At 63.3% G+C, this 19,671-nt stretch carries 20 protein-coding genes; 12 read left to right on the forward strand and 8 right to left on the reverse strand.

Annotated features, from left to right (window positions below; genetic code table 11):
* The first annotated feature begins 77 nt into the window (after positions 1-77).
* The gene (locus tag AC1DYU_RS22105; protein WP_476793508.1) at positions 78-908 is read left to right on the forward strand and encodes a GntR family transcriptional regulator; all 831 of its coding nucleotides are present in this window, start codon (positions 78-80) and stop codon (positions 906-908) included.
* Here the strand turns inward: AC1DYU_RS22105 and AC1DYU_RS22110 are convergent.
* The 5 genes from AC1DYU_RS22110 to AC1DYU_RS22130 all read right to left on the reverse strand — a co-directional run bounded on the left by AC1DYU_RS22110 (position 897) and on the right by AC1DYU_RS22130 (position 6,825).
* Positions 897-1,610 (reverse strand): ABC transporter ATP-binding protein, encoded by a 714-nt coding sequence (locus tag AC1DYU_RS22110; protein ID WP_069694115.1) that lies wholly within the window; start codon positions 1,608-1,610, stop codon positions 897-899. The two genes, AC1DYU_RS22105 and AC1DYU_RS22110, sit on opposite strands and share 12 nt — an antisense overlap.
* Positions 1,607-2,368, reverse strand: coding sequence for an ABC transporter ATP-binding protein (locus AC1DYU_RS22115; protein ID WP_476793509.1), 762 nt, complete (start codon positions 2,366-2,368; stop codon positions 1,607-1,609). Before AC1DYU_RS22115 ends, AC1DYU_RS22110 begins: the two co-directional genes overlap by 4 nt.
* A complete protein-coding gene (locus AC1DYU_RS22120; RefSeq protein WP_476793510.1) occupies positions 2,365-4,284 on the reverse strand; it encodes an ABC transporter permease in 1,920 nt (639 codons plus the stop codon). Before AC1DYU_RS22120 ends, AC1DYU_RS22115 begins: the two co-directional genes overlap by 4 nt.
* A 79-nt stretch (positions 4,285-4,363) precedes the next feature.
* Positions 4,364-5,530: a 4-hydroxybenzoate 3-monooxygenase gene (locus AC1DYU_RS22125; RefSeq protein ID WP_476793511.1), complete on the reverse strand. Its 1,167-nt coding sequence runs from the start codon at positions 5,528-5,530 to the stop codon at positions 4,364-4,366.
* Positions 5,531-5,628: 98 nt separating this feature from the next.
* On the reverse strand, positions 5,629-6,825 hold the full coding sequence (locus tag AC1DYU_RS22130; protein ID WP_476793512.1) for an ABC transporter substrate-binding protein: 1,197 nt from the start codon (positions 6,823-6,825) through the stop codon (positions 5,629-5,631).
* Positions 6,826-7,051: 226 nt separating this feature from the next.
* Between AC1DYU_RS22130 and AC1DYU_RS22135 the strand changes: the two genes are divergently transcribed.
* The 4 genes from AC1DYU_RS22135 (at position 7,052) to AC1DYU_RS22150 (ending at position 11,065) form a co-directional block, all read left to right on the forward strand.
* Entirely contained in the window at positions 7,052-7,921 is an 870-nt protein-coding gene (locus AC1DYU_RS22135) for a methylenetetrahydrofolate reductase (protein ID WP_476793513.1), read from the forward strand.
* A 64-nt stretch (positions 7,922-7,985) separates the two neighbouring features.
* The gene (locus AC1DYU_RS22140; protein ID WP_476793514.1) at positions 7,986-9,380 is read left to right on the forward strand and encodes an aminomethyl transferase family protein; all 1,395 of its coding nucleotides are present in this window, start codon (positions 7,986-7,988) and stop codon (positions 9,378-9,380) included.
* 351 nt (positions 9,381-9,731) lie between these two features.
* Positions 9,732-10,499, forward strand: coding sequence for a YceI family protein (locus AC1DYU_RS22145; RefSeq protein WP_476793515.1), 768 nt, complete (start codon positions 9,732-9,734; stop codon positions 10,497-10,499).
* Positions 10,496-11,065 carry a cytochrome b gene (locus tag AC1DYU_RS22150; RefSeq protein WP_476793516.1) on the forward strand — a complete coding sequence of 190 codons (570 nt, stop codon included), beginning with the start codon at positions 10,496-10,498 and terminating at the stop codon, positions 11,063-11,065. The genes AC1DYU_RS22145 and AC1DYU_RS22150 overlap by 4 nt, the downstream gene beginning before the upstream one ends.
* Before the next feature lie 11 nt (positions 11,066-11,076).
* Here AC1DYU_RS22150 and AC1DYU_RS22155 read toward each other — a convergent pair whose 3' ends face one another.
* From AC1DYU_RS22155 to AC1DYU_RS22165, 3 genes are all read right to left on the reverse strand, one after another.
* Entirely contained in the window at positions 11,077-11,208 is a 132-nt protein-coding gene (locus AC1DYU_RS22155; RefSeq protein WP_476793517.1) for a hypothetical protein, read from the reverse strand.
* A 25-nt stretch (positions 11,209-11,233) separates the two neighbouring features.
* Positions 11,234-11,674, reverse strand: coding sequence for an acyl-CoA thioesterase (locus tag AC1DYU_RS22160; protein ID WP_476793518.1), 441 nt, complete (start codon positions 11,672-11,674; stop codon positions 11,234-11,236).
* 71 nt (positions 11,675-11,745) lie between these two features.
* Positions 11,746-12,651 (reverse strand): LysR substrate-binding domain-containing protein, encoded by a 906-nt coding sequence (locus tag AC1DYU_RS22165; RefSeq protein ID WP_476793519.1) that lies wholly within the window; start codon positions 12,649-12,651, stop codon positions 11,746-11,748.
* Positions 12,652-12,845: 194 nt separating this feature from the next.
* Between AC1DYU_RS22165 and AC1DYU_RS22170 the strand changes: the two genes are divergently transcribed.
* The 7 genes from AC1DYU_RS22170 to AC1DYU_RS22200 all read left to right on the forward strand — a co-directional run bounded on the left by AC1DYU_RS22170 (position 12,846) and on the right by AC1DYU_RS22200 (position 19,639).
* Positions 12,846-14,012 carry a thiolase C-terminal domain-containing protein gene (locus AC1DYU_RS22170; protein ID WP_476793520.1) on the forward strand — a complete coding sequence of 389 codons (1,167 nt, stop codon included), beginning with the start codon at positions 12,846-12,848 and terminating at the stop codon, positions 14,010-14,012.
* A gap of 8 nt (positions 14,013-14,020) precedes the next feature.
* Positions 14,021-14,425 (forward strand): Zn-ribbon domain-containing OB-fold protein, encoded by a 405-nt coding sequence (locus AC1DYU_RS22175; protein WP_476793521.1) that lies wholly within the window; start codon positions 14,021-14,023, stop codon positions 14,423-14,425.
* Positions 14,422-14,874 (forward strand): MaoC/PaaZ C-terminal domain-containing protein, encoded by a 453-nt coding sequence (locus AC1DYU_RS22180; RefSeq protein WP_476793522.1) that lies wholly within the window; start codon positions 14,422-14,424, stop codon positions 14,872-14,874. The genes AC1DYU_RS22175 and AC1DYU_RS22180 overlap by 4 nt, the downstream gene beginning before the upstream one ends.
* Entirely contained in the window at positions 14,871-15,626 is a 756-nt protein-coding gene (locus AC1DYU_RS22185) for an SDR family oxidoreductase (protein WP_476793523.1), read from the forward strand. Before AC1DYU_RS22180 ends, AC1DYU_RS22185 begins: the two co-directional genes overlap by 4 nt.
* Before the next feature lie 50 nt (positions 15,627-15,676).
* A complete protein-coding gene (locus AC1DYU_RS22190; protein WP_476793524.1) occupies positions 15,677-16,708 on the forward strand; it encodes an ABC transporter substrate-binding protein in 1,032 nt (343 codons plus the stop codon).
* Between the two features lie 115 nt (positions 16,709-16,823).
* A complete protein-coding gene (locus AC1DYU_RS22195; protein ID WP_476793525.1) occupies positions 16,824-18,578 on the forward strand; it encodes an ABC transporter permease in 1,755 nt (584 codons plus the stop codon).
* Entirely contained in the window at positions 18,575-19,639 is a 1,065-nt protein-coding gene (locus AC1DYU_RS22200) for an ABC transporter ATP-binding protein (protein WP_476793526.1), read from the forward strand. The genes AC1DYU_RS22195 and AC1DYU_RS22200 overlap by 4 nt, the downstream gene beginning before the upstream one ends.
* Positions 19,640-19,671: the final 32 nt, after the last annotated feature.

Consider the following 19,671-nt stretch of genomic DNA (forward strand, 5'->3'; position numbering starts at 1 on the left):
GTCGCCAAACGGCCAGTCGGATAGCGACATGGAAAATGTTGCGTCGGCTCCGTCGAGGCAACCAATCGGAGGACGACGTGGCGAAAGACGTTCGCACCAAGGCTTCACCTTCCCCTTCGGTCGACGGCCGCCCCCTCACCGCCTCGGCGACGTCCCCACAAGGAGGGGACCAGGAGAAAGAAAAGCACACGATCTCGACGCGCCTTGTCACGCGGATGCGGGAAGCAATCTTGCGAGGTGAGCTTGCGCCGGGCTCAAAGATCAACCTGGACAAGGCTCGCAGAACATTCGACGTGAGCCTGAGCCCGATGCGGGAAGCCCTTGCCCGACTGACCTCGGTGGGCCTTGTCGAACTTCACGACAATCGCGGTTACACGGTCGCACCCGTCTCGTTGTCGAACTTGCGAGAGATCACGCAGCTCCGTGCCGAGTTCGAATGCCTCGCCCTCGATATCGCCATGCAACACGGCGACCTCGTGTGGGAAAGCGCGATCACCAGAGCCTTGCATAAGCTGAACCGCATCCATCGCGAGGCGTCCGACACGGCGAGCCTCGAAGCTTGGGAGGATGCACACCGGGACTTTCACCTCACCCTGATCCAAGGGTGCGATATGCCCATCCTCCTCAATTTCTGCACGACGCTGCACAATCTGAACGATCGCTACAGGCGGATTTTTCTCACCCGCACGGGAGGAGACGCCAACGTCGAGCAGGAGCACAATCAAATCGCTCAAGGCGCCGTTGCCCGCGATCGGGACTATGCGCGCGACAGGCTGCGCGAGCACATCCTGAGAACCGGACGCAATCTGCAAAATGCGTTGTCCGACGAACGCGCGGGCGCAATCCTCGCTCCCGGCCAAACCTCTCGCAAGAGCGGACGATCGGCAGGAGCTAGGTCAAACGCTTAGGTAGCGGCCCTTCAGAGAGGGCTCGGACAGGAACGCCTGCGACGGCCCCGACCATACCGTACGCCCCTTCTCGATGATGTGATGCCGGTCCCCGACTTCCATCATCTGCCGCAGGTTGCGGTCGATGACGAGGATCGAAAGACCTTCCGACTTCAGTTGGCGCAACGCACTCCAGATGACGTCGCGCACGATCGGGGCCAATCCTTCCGTCGCCTCGTCGAGGATCAGCAGATCCGGATTGATCATCAGCGCGCGGCCGACGGCGAGCATCTGCTGCTCGCCGCCGGAAAGCTGCGAGCCCCAGTTGCCGAGCCGCTCCCCAAGGCGGGGAAACAGTGCGAGCACGCGCTCAAGCGTCCAGGGATCGGGCCGACCGGAACGGTTGGCCGCCGCGGCCACGAGGTTCTCCCGAACCGTAAGGTTTGGAAAGATGCGGCGGCCTTCGGGAACGAGCCCGATGCCCATCCGCCCCAGGAGGTGCGAGGGCGTCGACCGAATGGACCGCCCCTTGAAGATGATATCCCCGCCCAAGGTCGGAAGCTGGCCGGTGACCGCGCGCACGGTCGTCGTCTTGCCCATGCCGTTGCGTCCGAGCAGTCCAACCATCTCGCCCGGGCCCACCGTCAGGGAGACGTCGAACAGGATTCGGGACTGTCCGTAGGAAGCCTGCACTGCCTCCAGCCGCAGCAAACTTTCGGTCATGCGGCGTCTTCCTGTTCATGCCCCAGATAGGCTTCCCGCACGCTGGCGTTCGATCTGATTTCCTGGGGTGTACCGGAGGCTACGAGGCGTCCGCCGACGAGTACGCTCACGGTGTCTGCCAGGTTGAAGACGGCGTCCATGTCGTGCTCCACGAGGACGATCGTGTGGTCGGCCCGCAGGGAGCCGAGCAGGTCGATCATGCGCTCGGCCTCCGCCGGTCCCATGCCGGCCATGGGCTCGTCGAGCAGCAGGACACGGGGCTGCATCGCCAACGCGATCGCTAGCTCCAGCTGCCTTAGCTGGCCATGCGACAGCACCCCGGCGGGGACATCTCCGAAATCGGCAAGACCGGTTCGCTCCAGCACGGATCTCGTGGCGTCCGCCAGCTCCCGCACGCCTCGCGGCGCCTGCCAGAAGCGAAAACCATGTCCCTGCTTGATTTGAGCCGCGACGACGACGTTGTCGAAAACCGAGTAGTCGTCGCAGACGCTCGTGATCTGGAATGACCTCAGGATGCCTAATCGGGCTCTCCCGCCCAGGTCGGCCGACGTGACGTCGCGTCCCTCGAAGTGGATCTGCCCCGCCGTTGGCCTCAACTCGCCGGAAAGTTGCGACAGCAAGGTCGTCTTGCCGGCCCCGTTGGGCCCGATCAGGGCATGGCAGGTGAGCGCGCGTATGGCCAGCGTCACGTCGTCGGTCGCTGTGAGGCCGCCGAATCGCTTGGTTAGTCCCCTTGCCTCGAGGATGGTCGCCGTCATGTACTGCCACCCCGCCCCAGCACCAATCCGAAGAGTCCGCGCCGCGCCAGCAGCACGAAGACGATGAGCATCGGGCCGAACACGATCTGCCAATGCTGCGTCCACTCGCTCAGGGTGAATTCCAGCATCAAATAGGTCGCCGCCCCCACGACGGAGCCGAACAGCGTTCCCAGCCCCCCGAAGATGGCCATGATCAGGATGCTGCCGGAGCGGGTCCATGACAGGTCGGCCGGGCTGACCAGCAGCTCGGCGTTGGCCAGCAGCACGCCGGCGACGCCCGCGATCACGCCCGATATCACGAAAAGAAGCAGCTTGTAGAGGTAGGTTCTGACACCGAGCGCCCTCACCCGCCTTTCGTTTTGCCTGCAGGCCTGGACGATCATGCCGAAGCGCGAGTTGACCAGACGCCAGCACAGCAGGAGGCACAGCGCCAACAGACCGAGCGCGAGGTAGTACAGCGTTGGCCGGTTTCCGAGGTCGATGAGCGGCAGGGTCGAGCGTTGCGATATCTGCAGGCCGTCCTCGCCTCCGTATATGCTGGGGGTGCTGGCGAGATAGAACAGCATCTGGGCGAACGCGAGCGTGCTCATGATGAAGTAGAGACCGCTCGTCCTGAGCGCGATGGCCCCGATCACCAGCGCCATCGCCGCCGCGCTCGCGATCGCCAGCGGCCAGGCGACCAGCGCGTCGTGCGTGCCTGCCAGCACGATCGGCCCCAACGCCAAGGGCTCGCCGTGGTCGAGGTGCCAGCCGAGGATCGCGACGGCATAGGCGCCCGTACCGACGAATGCGGCATGGCCAAAGCTGACCAGGCCGCCGAATCCCGCGACGAGATCGAGGCTCAGGACCATCAGCGCGAAGATGACGATCCGCAGGAACAGCCTCAGAAGGAATGGGTCGTCGAGCCAGGTCGAGAGCGTCGGCACGAGCGCGAGCGCGATCATGCACAGTCCCACGACCGACGCTGTCACACGTTGCCGCGACTTGGAGAGCGACCAAAGGATGGTGACCCGGTTTCCGTTGTCGCGAGCCTCGACCTGCGGCGGAGCCGACGCCGCAAAAAGGCCTTTCGGCCTGACGAACAGAACCCCGGCCATGAAGATGTAGATCGCGATCGTCGCGATCGCGGACGGCAGGAAAAGGCGGCCGAGCGTGTCGATGAGGCCGATGACGATCGCGGCGTAGAAGGCGCCCTTGAGAGAGCCGATTCCGCCGACCACGATGACGACGAGCGCCATGATGAGGATGTTCTCCCCCATCCCGACGTTGACGGAATAGAGCGGCCCCGACATCAGGCCAGCCAAGGCGGCCAGGGCCGCCCCGAAAGCGAAGACGAGAGAGTAAAGCCACGTGATGTTCACGCCAAGAACGGCGATCATCCCGCGATCCGAGGCGCCGGCCCTGATGAGCATTCCCAGGCGCGTCCGCATCACGACGAACGACATTCCCGCGGCCACGACGAGCCCCACGCCGATCACGGTCAAGCGGAAGAGCGGATATTGGAGCCCGGGCAGCAACGTCACGCTCCCATTGAGCAGCGGCGGGATCGGAGACGCGAGCGGTTGGGGACCAAAGATCAGTCGCATGGACTCGTTGAATAGGTAGATGAGTCCGAAGGTCACCAGCACCTGATCGAGATGGCTACGCGCATAGAGCCGCCTGGCACAGACGTACTCGACGGCCAAGCCTGCAACCGCGGCGCAAAGGCAAGCCCCCACTGCGGCGATGACGAACGATCCCGTCCATAGCTGGAGCGATACGGCCGCGAAGGCCCCGATCATGTAGAACGAGCCGTGCGCCAAGTTGACGAAATTCATGATGCCGAGGACCAGGGTCAGGCCCGACGCGATTAGGAACAGCATCACGCCGGACTGGAGCCCGTTGAGCATCTGTTCGATAAGGAGTGGCAGTGTCATCGATGACGTTTCCTCAGCGTCCCGGGCCGTCGCGGTGACAGCGCCGTGGGCTCCGGCCAGGTGGCGCCAGCATGCGCGTTCAGTTCAGCGGAAGTCCCGTGTAGTTTTCCGCAAAGGACAGGGCCGCATGCCGATTTTCCACGATGTGCCTGAGAGCCGCGAGGTTGAGCGCTTGCTCGAAAGGATTGTCCGACACGTGGAGGGCATGGGTGATCCAAGCCGAGAAGCGCTGCACCTGCCAGACGCGACGCAGGCATCTGTCTGAATAGCCGTCGATGCCCGATCGGTCACCATTCCCGAAATACCGCTTCAGGGCGTCGCCAAGCACCGCCACGTCCGCGGCGGCCAGATTGAGCCCCTTTGCACCGGTCGGCGGCACGATGTGGGCGGCGTCACCTGCAAGGAACAAGCTGCCATGCCGCATCGGCGCGGCAACGAAACTGCGTAGATGGATAGTCGATCGCTGGGTGATCGCCCCCTCGCGTAGAGGCACGGGTTCGCCGTCGCGCAACCTGAGATCGAGCTCCGACCAGACCTGGTCGTCGGACCAGGCTTCCGCGTCGACATTCATCGGCACCTGGGCGTAGATGCGACTGACGGTCGGCGAGCGCATCGACATCAGAGTGAAGCCGCGTTCATGCGCCGCGTAGATCAGTTCGTGGCTGGGAGGCGGTGTCTCCACCATGAGGGCAAGCCACTTGTAGGGATAGTCCTGCTCCCAGATCCTCAGGTCCCCTGAAGGTAGCGCCTGCCTGCTCGGGCCATGGAAGCCGTCGGCGCCAACGACGAAACGACATGCGATGATTTCGCGTGCGCCATTCCGCTCGACCGTGATCGTGGGCGCATCCGAAGCTATGCCGCTCAGCTCGACGACCGGGGTTTCGAAAAGGATCAGATCGCCGGCGCCTAGCCTCGCCGAAACGAGATCGGCGACGAGCTTGTGCTGCGGATAGATCGTGATGCCGCGACCGACCAGTTCCATGAGATCGAGGCGATGAGTTCGGCCCTCGAAGCGGAGAGCGGTACCCTCGTGGAGGATGCCCTCCTTGAGCGCCCCATCCGCGACGCCGGCCTCGCGCAGGATGTCCACGGTCCCCGTCTCGATGACCCCAGCCCTGATCCGGTTCTCGATATAGGCCCGGCTGCGGCTTTCAACGACGATGCTCTCGATGCCGGCACACTTCAGCAGCTGAGCAAGAAGCAATCCGGCGGGACCGGCGCCGATGATGGCGACTTGAGTCTTCATGTTTTGTCAGTTCCGCGAGCCCGGGTGCCAGCCTGGGCTCCGGAGGTTTCCATGTCGTTCCGTCGAGGGTCGTCGCACGCGGCCGCTATCGGCGCAGCTCAATCCTTGATCGGACATTTGTCGGCCAACTCGTCCTTGAGATTGGGCAAGGTGGTCCTCACCGCGTAGCTCAATCCCGTGCTCGATCGCTCGATCTTCGTGACGTAGAAGTTCTGGATGGGAAACTGGTTCGAGGCGAAGCTGAACGCTCCTCGCACGGACGGGAAGGGCGTCGTCTTCATCGCCGCCCGGAGGGCGTTCATCTCGGTCTTGCCGCCATTGCGTCGCAAGGCGGCGTCGAGAAGGACGGGGAGGTCGTAGGCCTGGGCCGCAAAGGCGCTCGGCGTCCGACCATATGCCTCGCGGAAGGAGGTGACGAAGCGCTTGTTTTCAGGATTGTCGAGCTGTTCAGTCCACAGGCTGACGACGTTGGTCCCTGCAACCTCCGGCCCGACCTGCGTCAACATGATGTGATCGAGCGCCAGATAGGATCCGACCACCCGATCCATGGCGTACCCGACCTGGGTGAGCTGCTTTAGAAAGTTCACCCCGACCTGGCTGGGGTAGAAATAATAGAGCCCATCGACGTCCAGGGCCTTGAGGGAGGTGATCTCGGCGGCGAAGTCCTGCTGGGACGGCGGCGTGTAGATCTCCTTGACGACCGTGCCTGGAAAGGCCTGCTTGAATCCTGCCGCGAGGTCGCGCGCGCCTGGCGTGTTCCACCCCATCATGGCGACCTTCGAGAAGCCGAGCTCCTTCGCCGCCATGCCGGTGGCCCGGCCAATGGTCTGGTTCTCGAAGCCCAGGACGAAGAAATTGGGGCTGCACTTCTCTCCGGCGAAATCGGAAGGTCCGGAGTTGATGCTGACGAAAAGACGCTTGGCATCGCTGACCGGCTTGGCGGCGGCCAAGAGCATATTGGTGATGATCGGACCCGTCACGAGATCGACGCGCTCCCGTTCGACGAGCCGCTCAGCGGCCTGCCGAGCGACGTCGGGCTTCTCCTGATCGTCCGCGACGATCACTTTCACGTCGTTGCCGGCGATCTTCCCGCCCAGATTTTTGATGCTGAGGTTGAAGGCGTCGATCATGTCACGAGCAACAGGCGCCTGAGAGCCGGTCACGCTCGTGACAAAACCGATCTTGAGCTCGGCGGCAGGCGCCAGCGCGGGCAATGACGCCGATGCCAGTGCGAGGAACAGTGTCCTGATCTTCAAAGCAACCTCCCTATCGTTATTTTGGGCGAAGCTAGCCACGGACCCGAAACCCGTCAACAAAAATCGATGAAATTATCGATACCCATTTTCGGGAACCGAGGCGAAATGGCTTAGGAGACGACAATATAGCTTGTTATTCCGAGAAATGGCGGCGCTTGCCGCGCACCAGTGAACGGTGTAGAACGAAAAAAATCGATTATCATGGCTGCGCCCGCAGCGATAACGATCCGGCGCCTCTCGCCGGCATCGATGGCGAGATCTTCGGATGACCGACTCCTATCTTCAGCCCACTCGAAGCTACGGCACGCTGGGCGGCCTGACCGAAGGCTTCTCGCTGGAAATGACGGCGCGAGACGCGGACGCGCTCGCCGAGGCCGTCGGCGACTTGCCGGCCGCCACGCGTATCGCCGTGACCTATCTGCCCGGCGAGGAGATGGCCGCGCGCGTGGCTGCCGCATCATCGATTCGGAACTATGGTCACATACCCGTCCCGCACATCTCGGCGCGCCGGCTCACCAGCGTCGTGGAGCTGGAGAGCTTCTTGGATCGGCTTTCCATCGAGGCGTCCATCGATCGCGCCTTCGTCGTCGGCGGCGATCTGCGCGCGCCTGCGGGTCCCTATCCCGATGCGAAGTCCGTGATCGCATCGGGCTTGCTGGCGAAGTACGGCCTGTCGAGGATCGGCGTCGCCGGGTATCCCGAGGGGCATCCGTCGATATCGGAGCACGATCTCAAGCTCGACTTACGCACCAAACTCGCGATGCTCCGCGATCTTGGCCACGAAGGCGTCGTGAACACTCAGTTCTCGTTCGATGCCGGGGCCATCCTGCAGTGGCTCGAAGCGCTCCGGAGCGACGGCGTGACGGCCACGGTTCGGGTGGGCATCCCGGGCCCGACGACGGTGAAATCGCTCCTGCGCTTCGCGGCGCGGTGCGGCGTCGGGGCATCCACTGCGGTTCTGCAGAAATACGGCATATCGCTGACCAGGCTACTGTCGCCGGTCGGCCCGGATAGGCTGCTTGCGGAGCTCGGCGCGCGGCTCGACGCCGAAAGGCACGGGGACGTGAGGTTGCATTTCTATCCATTCGGCGGGCTGGCCGGGACGGCACGCTGGGCGAAGACGCTCGTCCGCTGACGATACGCCGCGTCAGCCGGCTTTCGTCTAATCAAAGAAGCATCAATAAGAGGCAGGAAACGCAATGAACCAAGTCACGGGACAGCCGTCGCTCGAGGAATTCCTGAAGGGCATCCCCGACCTCGTCGACTACTTCTACAACGACACCACCGCACCCCACAGCAAGGACCGATCCGGCCTCACACCAGTGCCGGCCGAGTTCGCCAACTGGGTCGACGAGCAGAAGGCTTGGCGCGACGCCGCGGTCCTGTTCGACCAGTCGCATCACATGCCGGAGATGTTCCTCAAGGGGCCGGACGCCTTTCGAATGCTCAACGGCATCGGCATCAACAGCTTCGACAAGTTTGTGCCGGGCAAGGCCAAGCAATTCGTCGCGTGCAATCCAGACGGACACATGATCGGGGAGTGCGTCCTGTTCTATCTGGCCGAGAACAGCTTCGAGCTGGTCAGCGGCATGCACATGCAGAACTGGGTCGAGTACCACGCAACCAGCGGCGGCTACGACGTGACCGTCGAGCGCGACCTTCCCACATCGGTCAACCCGCGCGGCCGCACCCAGTTTCGCTTCGGCCTGGACGGCCCTGCGTCGGACGAAATCTTCGCCGCCGTCGTCGACGGGCCCGCGCCGAACATCCCCTTCTTCAATTTCGCCCGGGTCAGGATCGCGGGTTGCGACGTGTTGGCGCTTCGGCACGGCATGGCCGGAGGCCGTGGCGTCGAGCTGGCGGGCCGTATCGCGGACGGCCCCAAGGTGCGGGAGGCCTTGCTTAAGGCGGGTGCTACGCTCGGACTGCGGTCCGGCGGGACCTCCGCGTATTTCAGCGGCAACACGGAAGGCGGCTGGATGCCCTATCCGTTGCCGGCCGTCTACACCGGCGCCGAGCTCAAGGCCTACCGCGAGTGGCTGCCTGCGAGCTCGTGGGAGACCAGCTCTCAACTCGGGGGCAGTTTTCGCGCCCAGAGGATCGAGGACTACTACGTCACGCCATGGGACATGGGCTACGATCGGATCCTGAAGTTCGATCATGATTTCATCGGCGGCAAGGCGCTTCAGCGGGCTGCCGAAGGCCCGCGCCGGACGGCCGTGACCCTGGTCTGGAACGTGGACGACGTCGTCGATATCTTTCGATCCCAGCTCGAAGACGAGTTGCCCTACAAGCAGCTTCGCTTCCCAATGGCTTCCTACAGCTTCCAGCAAAACGACGAGGTCCGCGACGCGAGCGGCGAACTGATCGGCCTCTCGAATTTTTGCGGATACAGTGCCAACGAGCGAAAAGTCATGTCGCTCGCGAACATCGCTCGCGAGAAGGCGACGCCTAGTTTGGACGTCACGGTGACCTGGGGCGAACCGGACGGTGGGTCACGTAAGGCGCACGTCGAACGGCACAGGCAGAAAGTCGTTCGTGCGCAAGTCGCACCATGGCCTTACGCGATGGCGGCGCAGCGCCGTCCGACGTGAAGCGCGCGGTGCTATATGGCAGGGGCCGGCGCTGAGGGGGCCGATACGCCCCTGCTCCGTCGACCGGCCGCCCGCTCGGGCCGCCGACCTCTGCTGCCTACGGGGTGGCGTTTCCCGACGAACGCCCGGCGATCGCAGACATGGATGTCCTCGTCGAGAACAATCACGACAGGCGTCCAAACCGACCGACCGATGGTGATGTTTGCCGCTCGCAACCGGCTGTGTCGGGCGCGCTCCACGGTCACGCTGGCCATGGCAGGCCCGCTGTTCTCGATATCCCCCTAGCTGCCCTGCGGGCAAATCGGCTCGTGTACGCGATAGCACCAGGGATGCTCGACCAATCCATGACGCATGAAGCGAACAGCTGCGAATACCTTTCCGAAAGGGCGTGCCGAGCACTCCGCGCTTCCGTCTCCTTACGGCAGAGGGAGCGATATGTTAGCTAGGCTGCCCACGCGCCGCATCACCTTTGCGTGTTCCGGCGCGGGTCGCCACTACGTTTTCCCTGAACCGCGTCATAGGGTGCGGCCTCCGCAAACCTTCTCGGACGCCGCCATGGTCAAGCTGCCTGCCTTAATCTTCACCGCACTGCTTTTCGCTCTTCCTGCCTTAGCCCAGACGAGCTGGAAATTCGATCGTTCGGCGACCGAAATCAGCTTTGTCAGCCATCGGTTCGGAGCGGTTGTCGCAAAAGGACGGTTCGTGCGTTATGACGGCACGCTTGCGCTCGATTTCGATCATCCAAGTGAGAGCCGGATCAGGGTCACCATCGACACCGGTTCGATCGAGGCCGGCTCCTCGCTCATGGACGGCTTCATCGCCGGCGCGACCATGCTGGATTCAGCCCGCTACCCGACGGCGAGCTTCACCTCGGAAAGCGTCACTCGCACCGGCGAGCAGAGCCTGGAAATTCGCGGTCGGCTCACCATCCGTTCGATCTCGCAGCCGTTCACGGTGACGGCTGTCGTGGACGGCGATATCGACAAGGCTAGGCGCGGCGACGCACTCCCCTTCCATGCGAGCGGTTTTTTCCTGAGGCCGGCTTTCGAGATCGGCCGCGACGTCAACATCGTCGACGATCGGGTCGAGATCGCGATCAAGGGACGGCTGTCGCGATGAGCATGGTCGCCGGCCGGCCCGTGCGCTGGCATCCCGCCAGCGTCGTCCTGCACTGGCTGACGCTGCTGCTCATCCTGTTCCAGTTCCTGGTCGCCGGGCCAATGACCGACGAGACGCGCGATCTGCTCACGCGTTTCGAGCTCTATCAACTGCACAAGTCGGTTGGCCTGACGATCGCGGCATTCGTCGTGTTGCGCCTCGTCTTGCGCCTGGTCCTGCGCGCGCCGCCGCCGGAGAATGCCGGCCCGTGGCTGCGGGGCGCGGCAGGCGCGGTCCATGCCAGCCTTTATCTCTGCGTGATCGCGCTGCCCCTGACCGGTTTCCTGATGGTGTCGTCAAGCCCGATCCAGATCCCGACACTCTATTTCGGCTGGTTCTCGATCCCCCATCCCATCGGCCAGGTCAAGGCGACCTACCAGCTGATGCTGCACCTCCATGACTGGGCGGGCGACTTGCTGATGGCGGTCGGCGCAGTCCATTTCGCGGCGGTGCTCGTCCATGTCCTGGTTTGGCGCGACGGGCTGCTGCGCCGAATGTGGTTCGGCCGTCGCACGCCGCAGGGCTGACCGGCCCTATTCTAGACCGCCTTCTTCAGAAAGCCTGCAACTTGCCGGTAGTTCGCCGCGACTTCCTCCAGTTCGGCCGCGGAGATCAGGTCCTCGATCCGATCCTGCGGGCCCTTGACGCGAGCGGCTGCAATATCGAGCACGCGCTCGGGGCCGGATTCTCGATGATCATCGTGCCCGAGCTTCAAGAGAAAGCCTGTAAGGGCGGAGAACCTCGTTCAGCTCGGCGGGAAAGGCTGCAGCCCGCCGCGTCGCCAGACTGACATTGACAGCAAGTTGATCCATCGTCGCGGCAATGTAGCCGTGCTCCGACTGCCGCATTTCGAGATTGGTCCACAGCCTCTTGTCGTCGGCCTTGTTGATTGTCAGGCTGACCGTGAGCGGCGCGTTAACCGTGACTTCCCTGACATAGGCAATGGTCGCCGTCACGGTGAACAGTCCGAAGCCGAACCTTTGCGTATAGGCTTCCCCCAGCCCGAACTCGGCCAGGATGTCATGCCCAAGATCATCGAAGAGTTTGACGTAATAGGCCATGTTCATGTGGCCGTAGATGTCGATCCAGGAAGGATCGACATGGGCGCTGCGGATGCTTGAGGGCGAGTGTGACATGGTGCTCATGATGCGACGATAGGCGGCCGGTCACAGGCTAACCAGCAGCTAATTGGTTCGTGTCTGGTGCGTTATTCGTTCGTGACCGCCTGATGGTCCGGGAAGGTCTGGAGCAGCCATTTGCGTAGCGCCGCAATCGAATTTTCGTTCCAGCGGCGCGCCTGCGTGATGAAGTAGTACCCGCCGAGGCGAATATTGGTGGGCACCATTTCCTCAAGTTCGCCCCGCATCAGGAGCTCGCCCGCCATGAGATCGCTGACGAGTGCGACGCCCTGTCCGAGAAGCGCAGCCTCGACGGCCAGGTGGCCGTGCCAGAGTCGCGGCCCGCGGAGCCGAGGGGGCTCCGTGATGCCGGCATGATCGAACCAGTTCTCCCACTGCCGCGTCGACCGCTCATGGATCAGCGGCAGCTCGACTAGGCTTGCGACGCTGGTCGCCTCGGGATGCTGCGCCTTGAACGAGGGGCTGGCGACAGCAAGGATACGGGGGCGGAAGAAGATCTCTCCACGAAGCTCGTCGGGAAAGCTCGGGTTTTCCAGATAGTTGATCTCGGCGTCGACATCGCCTTGGCTGAAGTCGGGCCGGGACGAAATGGGCTGCAGAATGATCTCGCGACCGCCCAGGAACTCCTCGATCTCGTACAGCCGAGCGAGCAGGCGCCGCGATGCGAGACCAGCCATGCAACAGATGTGGAGAGCGTCACTGCTGCCGCTCCACAACTCGCCCGTCGCATCCGCGATGAGATCCAGCGCATGCCGCATCTGGGCGGCGTAGCGCTTGCCCTCTCGCGTCAACGCCAGGCCCCGCCCCGACTTCTGGACGAGTTTGATCCCGATCGACAATTCGAGGTTCTGGATGTGGCGTGAGACGACGGTATGCGAGACGGCCAATTCGTCGGCTGCGGCCCTCACCGTACCGGTCCGCCCGAACGTTTCGAATGCACGCAGTGCCAGTAATGGCGGAAGACGGCGCCGCATGGCGAACTCCATTGACCATCGGCTGCACCAAAGGGCAATCGCGAATACCCAATTGGTGCCAAGATCAAGCTAGTCCGGTACGGCAGTCAAGCGCTATTCGGTGCGCTCCATGCACCAATAAGGCCATTTCAAACTGCTTGTTGAGGTGAGGGAACGCCATACGCTCCTGGAATCTGAAACCGGGGTCATTGTGAGTGAACGACACGTCGACAAAAGCCTCGATCGTCGGCGCGTACGAGTCGCCTCGCAGGCAGGCGCCCCGTCTGCATCCCTTCGCGTTGCAAATGGAATGCATCTCAGGTGCCCTGACGGATGCCGGCCTGAGCCTCTCGGACGTGGACGGCCTGTGCGTGGCAGCCGGTGATTGGGCCGAGGGCGGCGGCGTCAGCAGCCTGACCGAGTTCGCCGAATATGCCGGCATCAAGCCAACCTATTTCGACAGCACGGACGTCGGTGGTTGCTCCTACATTGTTCACGCCGGCCATGCCGCCGCGGCCATCGCAGCCGGGCTCGCCGATGTCGTCGTCATCAGCTACGCCTCCTGCCCGCGCTGGTGGCCGCTGACCACGCCCTCCTTCGATCCGTTCGTTTTTCCAGCCGGTCCCGGCCAGTTCGAGCTGCCCTATGGGCCGACATTGATCTCCGCCTACGCCATGTTCGCACAGCGCCACATGGCCCTCTACGGTACGATGTCCGAGCAGTTGGCGAAGGTCGCGGTCACTTTCCGGCAGCATGCCGCGAACAATCCCGACGCGCGCTTCCGCACCCCGCTGACGATCGACGACGTCCTCAGTTCTGCGATGATCGCGACACCGCTGCGCAAGCTAGACTGCTGCGTGGTCACCGATGGCGGGGGCGCCATTGTCATGACAAGCCGGGAACGGGCGCGCGATTGCCGCTCCAGGCCCGTTCATCTGGCGGGCTTCGGGACCGCCGTCGCAAGGACGCAGATTAGCCAGATCGACCATGATCTCACCACGCCGGCCGCAATTTCCGGGCCGCGCGCCTTCGCCATGGCAGGCGTAGGCCATGCCGATATCGACGTTGCCCAACTCTACGATGCCTTCACGATCACGCCGATGCTGGCGCTCGAAGATCTTGGATTCTGCGCGAAGGGCGAAAGTGGCGCCTTCGTCGATGACGGCCACCTGACTCTGGGTGGCATGCTTCCCTCCAACACGGACGGTGGGGGACTATCGTCCAACCATCCCGGCAAGCGCGGCATCTTTGCCATGATCGAAGGCGTGCGACAGCTGAGGGGTGAGGGGCCGGGCATTCAGGTCCCCAATGCGGAAGTGGCGCTGGTGCATGGCCTGGGTGGGACTTTCTGCGCCGCCGCGACGGCGATCCTGACAGTCTAGGGGGAACCATGACAGCACTGAGTTCTCCCGTTACCGATACCGTTACCGACCCGTTCTGGAAGGCCACGCAAGCCGGAAAGTTGCTGATCCAGCGCTGTCCGGTGACGGGGCGCCACCAATGGTATCCCCGCGCGCACTCGATCTACGCGCCCGAGGCGACACCGGAATGGGTCGAGGCCAGCGGGCGGGGCACGGTCTTCTCCTTCTCCACCATCCACCGCGGCAACGGGCCCATCGAGACCCCTTATACGTGCGCACTGGTGATGCTCGAGGAGGGCGTGCTCATGCTGTCGCGGCTAGACGGCTTTGCCGAGGACGAGGTGCGGGTCGGGATGGCAGTCGTTGTCACCTTCAGGTCATTACCGGACGGCACCGCCCTGCCCGTCTTTGGCCGCGGGGAAGCACGACCATGACCGTCCCTTTCGTTGAAATCGAGATCGGCAGGGCCGCCACTTCGGCGCGGGTAACCGTAACCGAGACGCATATCGTGCTCTTCGCGGGCCTGACCGGCGACTTCAATCCGCTGCACATGGACGCCGAGTTCATGGCCGACAGTCCCTATGGCAAGCGCATCGCCCACGGCATGCTCGGCCACTCGCTGAGCACCGGCCTGCGCTCGGCCATCGACGACTGGGCGATCGAGGCGTTCCTCGAGACGCAGCGCCGCTTCGTCGCCCCCATCTTCGCCGGGGATACTGTCCACTACGAGGCGAAGGTCACAGAAGTCCGCGAGAGTCGCTCAAGACCTGGGCGCGGGATCATCCGGGTCGCCATGACTCTCAAGAACCAGCGCGGCGAGACCGTTCAGGAGGGCGAGGACGTTCTGCTGGTCGGGGCTAGCGAACAGGGGCGCTCCCCATGATATCGCGCCGCCTCGAAGGTCATACGTCATTTGTAACGGGTGGCGCCGGCGGGATCGGCTCCGCGATCTGCGAGCGGTTCGCCAGCGAGGGCGCGCGCGTCGTCGTCGCCGATCTGGTTCTCGACCAGGCCGTGGAGGTTGCCGAGCGGCTGGTCGCACAAGGCCATCTTGCCCATGCGGTTGCGATCGATGTCGCAAGTCGCGACAGCTGGAACACCGCGATTGCGTCCCTTCCGATGGCGTTCGGCGCGATCGACATTATGGCGAATGTTGCCGGTATCGTGCGCGACCGGTCCCTGACGAAAATGACCGACCAGGAATGGGATCAGGTCATCGATGTCAGCCTGCGCGGCACATGGCTCGGCTGCCAGACCGCTTTCGCCTTGATCGGGAAGAAGGGATGGGGCCGGATCATCAACACCGCCTCGACGGCGATCTTCGGATCATTCGGCCAGGCCAATTATTCATCCGCGAAGGCGGGCATCGTCGGACTTACCCATACGGTGGCGCTCGAGGGCGCCAAACGCGGCATTCTCACGAATGCCATCGCTCCCGGGATCGTCGAGACCGCCATTCTGGCGGATGTGCCGACCACGCTGCGTGAGAGCTGGATCGCGAAGATGCCCCTCGGCCGGACGGCCCAGCCTTCCGAGATCGCTTCGGTCGCGGCGTTCCTGGCCTCCAATGACGCAAGCTATGTCACCGGCCAGGTGATCGTCGTCGATGGAGGCGCGACGACGGGCGACTACTGATCGAGACTTCAAAATCGACACTGCAAAAAACCTGACAGGGGAACCAGCCGATGACGACGCTCAACAGAAGAAATATCCTGCTTGCTGGTGCCGCTGGCATCGCCGCCTCCGCGGCCCGCATCGTGCCAGCCAGCGCCGCGGACGAAGCCCTCTACGCGGCAGCGAAAAAGGAAGGCGCCCTCAACCTCTACTGGGGTTCATACGAGCAAAAGACGATCGAGGAGATCCGCGATGCATTCAAAGCCAAGCATCCCGGTATCGAGGTGAACCTGCTGCGGCAGGCATCTCAAACGGTCTATACGCGCCTTCGCCTGGAAATTCAGAACAACGCGGTCCAGTGCGACTCGCTGGGGACGACCAACCTGCTCCATTACATCGATCTGAAGAAGATCGGCGCGATCCAGCCGCACAAGCCTACCAATATCGAGATGGTGCCAGAGGCTTTCCGCAACCTGGATCCGGACAGCGCCTTCACTGTCGGTGCCATCAGCCTGACGACGATCAACCAGTCCTCGAAGGTCGCCTCCCCGCCGAAATCCTGGCAGGCGCTGCTCGACGCGCCCTGGGCCGGCAAGATCACGACAGGCAGCCCGGCCTTCTCCGGCGACGTTGCGAGCTGGGTCGTCGCGATCCGGAAAAAATACGGCGACGACTTCCTGAAGGCCTTCGCCAAGCAGAAGCCCAAGGTCGGCCAGTCGAACGTCGACACCGTGACCGACATTCTCTCCGGCGAACGATCCGTCGGCTCGGGAGCCCCGTTCAGCTACTCTCTCGCGCAGAAGGTTGCCGGAAACCCGATCGACGTCACGGTGCCGGAGGATGGTGCCATCCTGAATCTGGGGTTGGTGGCCGTGCCGACCAAGGCGCCCCATCCGAATGCCGGCAAGCTCTTCACGGACTTCCTATACTCGGTAGAGGTGTCCCAAATCTTGTCGAAGAACTTCTGGCCAACGCTGCGCACCGACGTACCCTGGGCCGAGGGCCGCACGCTGCAATCGATCAAGTGGTATCGCAACCCGGTCGACAATCTTGCGGCCGAGGTTGCCGAGGGTATCGCCAAGTGGAAGGAGATCGTCGTCTGACGATCGACTAGTCTAGCGCGCGCATCGTTTGAGCTTTCAACCGAGATCGCCTGCAGCGGCTGCGCCTCGCCTGGGCGCAGCCGGCTTCGGCCATGTTCACGTCAAAAGAGCATTCATGACCCTGTCGTTCCCGACGATGCCGGCCCGTTCAGAGTCCACTGGCCATCTACGCCATCACGTTTTGCGCTGGATCGTTCTGGCGGCACTCCTCGTGGCGCTGCTTTTACTGGTGGTTCAGCCGCTCGGCTGGATTCTCTACAACAGCCTGCATGACGACGACACCGGCCTTTGGACGCTGGGCAACTATCGACAGATATTCGCCTCCGCGGCGCTGATGAAGCCTGTCCTCAATTCGCTTCTGCTTGCGAGCGCCGTTGCCGTTCTCTCGACGCTCCTGGGTGTGCCATTGGCCTGGCTGGTGGCACGGACCGATTTGCCGGGCCGCGGGTTCATCCGCGTGCTCACTCTGGCTGCTTTCGTCACCCCGTCCTTCATCGGTGCGCTCGGCTGGATCCTGCTCGCCGCCCCGAACTCGGGATGGCTCAACGTCGGCTGGCGGGCGGTCATGGGCGCGCAGGCGCCGTTGATGAACATCTACACGATGACCGGCACGATCTTCGTCTGCGCGATCTACACCGTGCCCTATACCTTCACTATGGTCTCTAGTGCGCTCGACGAAATGGCGGTCGAGCTCGAGGATGCTGCGACCACGCTAGGTTCCGGCGTCGTGCGCACCATGGCAACCGTGACCATCCCTTTGGTGATGCCAGCCGTCTTGGTCAGCTTCATCCTGTCCTTTATCCAGGGCATGACGCTGTTCGGCGTGCCCGCGTTCTTGCTAACGCCGAGCGGCACGCTCGTTGTCACGACGAAGCTCGCGGAATTCTACCAACTCTTCCCACCTGCCCTGTTCTTGTCGGCGGCTTACTGCCTGCCTCTCGTCATTGTCACGGGCGGGCTTTTCTATGCGCGACACAAGATCCTCGGCCGACGACAGTTTGTCACCGTGGGAGGCAAGGGCCGGGCCGGCCGACTGATCAGTCTGAAGAAATGGCGCCTGCCGGCGCTGGCCTTCGCCCTTATCGTGCCGGTCACGGCCGTGTTGCTGCCTTATGTCGCGATCGTGCTCGTTTCGCTGAGCAAGGCGTGGGGCCTCGGTCCGATCCCGAGCAATCTGACGTTCCACTGGTACCGCTGGGCGATCATCGAGAACGCAGAGACCCAGCGCGCGATCGTCAACTCGCTGCTCTATGCCGGAGTGGCGGCGAGCTTCTGCATGCTTTTGGGCGTCATCGTGGCCTATATCGTTGAGCGGCGGCTGCTGCGCGGCGCGGGCCTGCTCGCCGTGCTCGTCACGATCCCGATCATCATTCCGGGCATCGTGCTCTCGGTCGGCTTCTTCTCCGCCTATACCCGCCCGCCGCTGAATTTCTATGGTACCGGCACCATCGTCATCGCCGCCTTCGTCGCGACCTTCCTGCCGATCGCCTATTCGCAGGCGGGGTCGATCCTCAAGGGGATCAGCCCCGATCTGGAGCGCGCCGCACGCAGCGTAGGCGCCAGCGAAGGCCACGCCTTCACCGCGATCACGGTGCCACTGATGCGTGGCGGGCTCGTCGCGGGATGGCTCCTGGTCTTCATCCCGATCATGCGGGAACTATCGGTCGCCATCTTTCTCGTGTCGCCGAAGACCAACGTCATGACTACCCTGATCTACAATTACAAGGACGGCGGCAATTACGAAGCCGTCTGTGCTGCGAGCACCCTGCTCCTCGCTGCCACCCTCGTGATCGTATTGCTTGCCCGCTTCATCACGGAGGGAGCCGCTCGCCGGAGGCGCAACGCAGCCAGCCTCGGAGAAGGCTCATGAGCGAGATCCACGTCAGGCAACTCAGCAGGTCCTATGGTGCCTACCAGGCGCTGAAGTCCTGCGATCTCGTCATTCCCGACGGAACCTTACTTGCGCTTCTCGGTCCGTCAGGCTGCGGAAAATCGACGACGCTGCAGCTTCTGGCAGGGTTTGATACGCCGAGCTCCGGCGAGATCTGGGCCGATCAAGAACTGCTTTCCAGCCCCCAGAAGGTCATCCCGCCCGAGCATCGCGGGATCTCGCTGGTCTTCCAGAATTATGCGGTCTGGCCGCATAAGACCGTGGCCGAGAACGTTGCGTTTGGCTTGAAGCTGCGAAAGCTGAGCAGGTCCGAGGTCGAGGCCCGGTTGAACAAGGCGCTGGACATGGTCCGCCTCGGCGCCTTGCGCGATCGCTATCCATTCGAGCTGTCCGGCGGCCAGCAGCAGCGCGTCGCGCTCGCCCGGGCGCTGGCGGTCGAGCCGAAGATCCTGCTACTCGATGAACCCCTGTCCAATCTCGATGCGCATCTGCGCGAGGAGATGCGTTTCGAGATCAGACGCGTCCATGACGAACTCGGCATCACCACCGTCTACGTGACACACGACCAGGGCGAGGCGCTGGTTACGGCCGACAAGGTCGCCGTGATGAGGGCGGGCGTCGTTCAGCAGTTCGGCTCACCCGAGGACATCTTCGAAAAGCCGGCGAACACCTTTGTCGCGTCGTTCATCGGCAGCAACAATGAGATCAAGGGCGTGAAGGAAGTCGGCGGCGCGCTGCGCGTCGGGGCGACAACCCTTCGCGCCCAGGATCGCAGCGGCGTGGCGCCTGGCCAGCCAGCCGTCCTGTGCATTCGCCCGTCGCGGCTGCAGCTATGCGACACGACGATGTCCGACAACCGACTGGACGGCATCGTGAAGCGCAGTGCCTATCTCGGTGAGTATCGCGACGTCCTGATCGACCTCGCCGACGGCGGAACGTTGAGAGCCTTCGTGGCCCCTCATCTCCGGCCCTCGACCGGAGAGTGGATCTCTGTGCATCTGCCGCCCACCGCCTGCCAGATTCTGGATGCACCCCAGTAACGGCCAACACCAGTCAAGCTCGATCGGATTTC

The sequence above is a fragment of the Allobosea sp. P2_B12 genome, from assembly GCF_056404835.1.